This is a genomic window from uncultured Campylobacter sp. (assembly GCF_938018145.1).
Taxonomy (GTDB): domain Bacteria; phylum Campylobacterota; class Campylobacteria; order Campylobacterales; family Campylobacteraceae; genus Campylobacter_A.
On the sequence record NZ_CALIII010000021.1, the window covers coordinates 1 to 3,996 of the forward strand.

The window sequence follows — 3,996 nt, forward strand, 5'->3', positions numbered from 1 at the left end:
GTGTCCGAGCCGATAAAGACGTTTTTGCCGATTATCGTTTTGTGCTTGGCTTTGCCGTCGTAGTTGCACGTGATCGTGCCGCAGCCTACGTTTGTGCCGCTACCTATCTTGCAGTCGCCAAGATAGCTTAGGTGGCCTGCTTTGACGCCGTCAAGCCTCGCCGCCTTTAGCTCGACGAAGTTTCCGATGTGGGTGTTTTTGATCTCGCATTTTGGCCGCAGGTGCGCTAGCGGGCCGACGTCCGAGTCCTCGATGACGGAGTTTTCTACGACCGAGCCGCTTTTGATGACGGAGTTTTTGATGACGCACTCTCCGATGACGCTTACGTTTTCTTCGATGACGCACTCGCCTTCAAATTTGGCTCTAGAGTCGATATATACGCTGTTTGGTAGCCGCATTAGCACGCCGCTTTTCATCAAATTTTTCTTGATTTCGTCCTGCATCAAATTTTGGGCGATACTGAGCTGAAATTTATCGTTTATGCCCATGAAATTTTGCTCTTCGACGCTGATGGCCCAGCACTTTAGACCGCGCTCGTTTGCGATTTTTATCGCGTCGGTTAGGTAAAATTCTTTCTGCGAGTTTTCGTTGCCGATGAGAGGCAAAATCTCGCGTAAAACTTCGCTTTTAAAGCAGTAGCAGCCGGCGTTTGCGCTTTTTATCATTTTTTGCGTCTCGGTTGCGTCTTTTTGCTCGACGATGGCCTCGACTTTGCCGTTATTTACGATCACGCGGCCGTAGCCATACGGATCTGCCGCTTCAAAAACGCTAAGCGAGATGTCTGCGCTGCCAGCGCTTAGGCGGATTAGGTCGTTGGTTTTGATAAGCGGCATATCTCCGCACAAAATCAGCGTTTTTTCGCTATTTAGCGGGATGTTTTTTAGCGCGCCCGCAGTGCCAGGAAACTCTTTTAAATTTTGCTCGTAAATTTTAGTTTGAGGGAAAATTTCTTTGATTTTGGCTCCCACTAGCTCTTTTTGATAGCTCAAAACCACGCTCACGTCGCTACTGATCTCATAAGCCTTGCGCAAAATATGGATAATCATCGGCTCTCCGCAAAGCTCGAAAAGCACCTTTGGTTTAGTTGATTTCATCCTCGTGCCAAGCCCCGCGGCAAGCACCACTACGCCGATATCGCTCATCTTTTTTCCTTATTTAAATTTGAGCGATTTTATCTCAAATTTGCTAAATGCGGGATTAATGCTTTTTGGACTTAACAAATTCTTAAGCATTAATCAATATAATCACGAGTTTTAAAAATAATCAAAATCAAAATTTAAAGGATGTTGCTTGCTTTCGTTTTTAAAAAAGGCCTTAAGAAGAAATCAGTTTTTGTTTAATCTCCACCTGATTTTATCGATTATTTTTGCTATTCCGCTGCTTGTTGTCGGCGTTACTGGCGCGATTTTATCGTATCAGCACGAGCTTGAGGATCTTATAAATTTAAACGCTCCCAAGATAGAAAAAACGGGCGAAATGCTAAGCGCGGAAAAAATCCTGCAAAGCTTTAGCGAGCAAACGGGCGTTAAACAGCCGGCAAGGCTCGTGCTACCCAAAAGCGAAAACGAAGCGATCAAAATTTATGCTAGTAATAGCGATGCTTATCTGGTCGATCCATATACCGCGCAGATCATCGGCAAGGACTACGGAGTCGCATTCGTGCGCACGGTAATGTCTCTGCACCGAAATTTAGGCTTTGCGCTAACTGGCAATAAAACCGCTGGCGAGGTTGGCAAGCAGATCGTAGGCGCTAGTACGGTCGCGATGATAGTGCTCGTGATAAGCGGCGTTTGGCTGCATTTTCCAAGGATAAAACACAAATTTGCCGAGGCGGTGAAGCCAAATTTTAAACTCAAAAAATACGCCCTTTTTCACAACCTGCACACGAGTTTAGGCGCCTTAAGCGCGGTGATTTATCTCGTCATCTGTCTAACCGGACTCATGTGGTCTTACCGCTGGTATAACGGCGCGGTGACTGAGCTTTTCGTTAGCGCGCAAAATTTGCCTAAAGAGGCCGAGCGCAAAGAGGGCGCGCCCGAAAAAACAGAGAGCAAAAAGAGCGCCGAGTATAAATTTAGCGATGTGCAGAGGGCTTACGAGATATTTAAATCAAGCGGCATAGAGTATAAAGAATTTAGCCTGATGCTCGCGGCCGGAGATAAGATAAACGTCAGATACTACGAGCCCGACGCGCCTAGCACCGCTCGTCCGAAAATGACCTCCATAAACGTAAAAGAGGGCAAGATGGCGGAGCAAAAACAAACCGAGGGCATAACCGTAGGCATGGTAAAGAGCACGAACTATCAGCTGCATACGGGGTACTTTTTCGGGATTGCGGGTAAAATTTTGTGGTCGGTAGTTTCGCTTTTGATGGCGCTTTTTATATTTAGCGGCTTTTATATGACGGCAAAAAGGGCGTTTAAGCCGAAAAAGACCTAGTTAAATTTGACTTTTACTAAGCGCTGGTAGCGAGTGAGCGATGAATTCGTCAAATTTGCGCTCGCGGCAAGACGCTATCTCTTGCTCTCGTTTAAAATTTTGCTTCGTTCTTTAAATCAAATTTTGACAAAATATAAAATTTTGAAAAATTTTACGCCGCTTTGGAACGGCTTTTGCAAAAAGCTAACCTAAATTTAACTGTATTTTCAACTAAAAAAAACTAAAATACAAACCAAATTTACAATATAGAAAGTTGCAAGATGGATTTAGGTAGCCTCGTCGGTTGGATAGTTATTATGGTGCTTTTGCTAGGTTCCATGCAGATGGGCGTCGGAATCGGAGCTTACATCGATATTCCCTCGGTTTTGATCGTTTTTGGCGGTACGATTTGCGCGCTGATGATCGGCTTTAAGATGGAGCAGATAAAAAAGCTAGGCACGTTTTACGGCATCGCGGTAAAGCCAAAAACCTACAATCTCCCCGAAATCGTAAAAAAAATGGTCGAATACTCTACAAAAGCTCGCCGCGACGGTATCTTGGCGCTTGAGAGCGATGCAAATAACGAAACCGATCCGTTTCTAAAAAAGGGCCTATCTATGGCGGTTGACGGTAACGAACCAGACGCCATCAGAACGCTGCTTGAGATAGATATGGAGCAGGCTAGCTCGCGTCACGGCGATAATATCAAAATTTTCGAACAAATCGCGGGCTTTGCGGGCTCGATGGGTATGATCGGTACGCTCATCGGTCTGGTCGCGATGCTCATGAACATGTCAGATCCCTCGGCTATCGGTCCTTCGATGGCGGTCGCGCTCATCACGACGCTTTACGGCGCGATGATAGGAAACATCCTGGGCTCGCCCGTAGCAAACATCCTAAGTATCCGCGACAAGGACGAAGGCACAGCAAAGGTGCTAATGCTAGAGGGCATAATGGCGATCCAAGCGGGCGACAACCCTAGGACGCTCGAGATGAAGCTACTATCGTTTTTACCGCCTAAAGACCGCGTTAGTCAGTTTGATAAGTAGAAAAAATGGCTAAAAAGTTAATCGATCCGGGCGACTGCCCCAAATGCTTACCCGAGTGGCTCGCGGCGTTTGGCGACTTGATGTCGCTTCTGCTTTGCTTTTTCGTACTGCTTCTTTCTATGAGTACGATGGACGCAAAGAAGCTAGAAGCCGCGATCGGCTCGCTAAGCGGGGCTTTGGGCGTGCTTGAGGGTGGCGCAAAACCCGACGTCAGCGCCGAACAAAACCAAGACGACCACGCCACCTCAAACAAAGAGCGCACGGGCGTGAAGTCGAATTTCGAACAAACACTTCGCTCTATCAACGAGCTTTTGCACGCTAGCGGCTCGCCTGAGGTTACGTTTGAGGAGAGCGAGAGCGGCTTTGTTATTAGACTGCCCGCAAATTTACTCTTTGCAAAAGATAGCGCCCAGCTACAAAACGACGATGCGTTGCTGTTTTTAAAACGTATCGCGATGGTGATAGCTAAACTACCGCCCGACGTCGTAGCAAACGTGATCGGACATACCGACAGCGAGCAGCCGGGCTC

At 47.0% G+C, this 3,996-nt stretch carries 4 protein-coding genes; 3 read left to right on the top strand and 1 reads right to left on the bottom strand.

Annotation, left to right across the window (positions count from 1 at the left end; all coding sequences use genetic code 11):
• Positions 1 to 1,142: bifunctional UDP-N-acetylglucosamine diphosphorylase/glucosamine-1-phosphate N-acetyltransferase GlmU (glmU, locus tag Q0338_RS00550; RefSeq protein WP_298085066.1), on the bottom strand; the 1,142-nt coding region annotated here is incomplete at its 3' end.
• Between the two features lie 148 nt (positions 1,143 to 1,290).
• Between glmU and Q0338_RS00555 the strand changes: the two genes are divergently transcribed.
• From Q0338_RS00555 to Q0338_RS00565, 3 genes are all read left to right on the top strand, one after another.
• Positions 1,291 to 2,439: a PepSY-associated TM helix domain-containing protein gene (locus tag Q0338_RS00555; RefSeq protein WP_298085067.1), complete on the top strand. Its 1,149-nt coding sequence runs from the start codon at positions 1,291 to 1,293 to the stop codon at positions 2,437 to 2,439.
• Between the two features lie 260 nt (positions 2,440 to 2,699).
• Positions 2,700 to 3,467, top strand: a complete 768-nt coding sequence (locus tag Q0338_RS00560) for a motility protein A (RefSeq protein ID WP_002950161.1) — start codon at positions 2,700 to 2,702, stop codon at positions 3,465 to 3,467.
• Positions 3,468 to 3,472: 5 nt separating this feature from the next.
• The coding region (locus tag Q0338_RS00565) for a flagellar motor protein MotB (RefSeq protein WP_298085068.1) at positions 3,473 to 3,996 on the top strand (524 nt) is incomplete at its 3' end.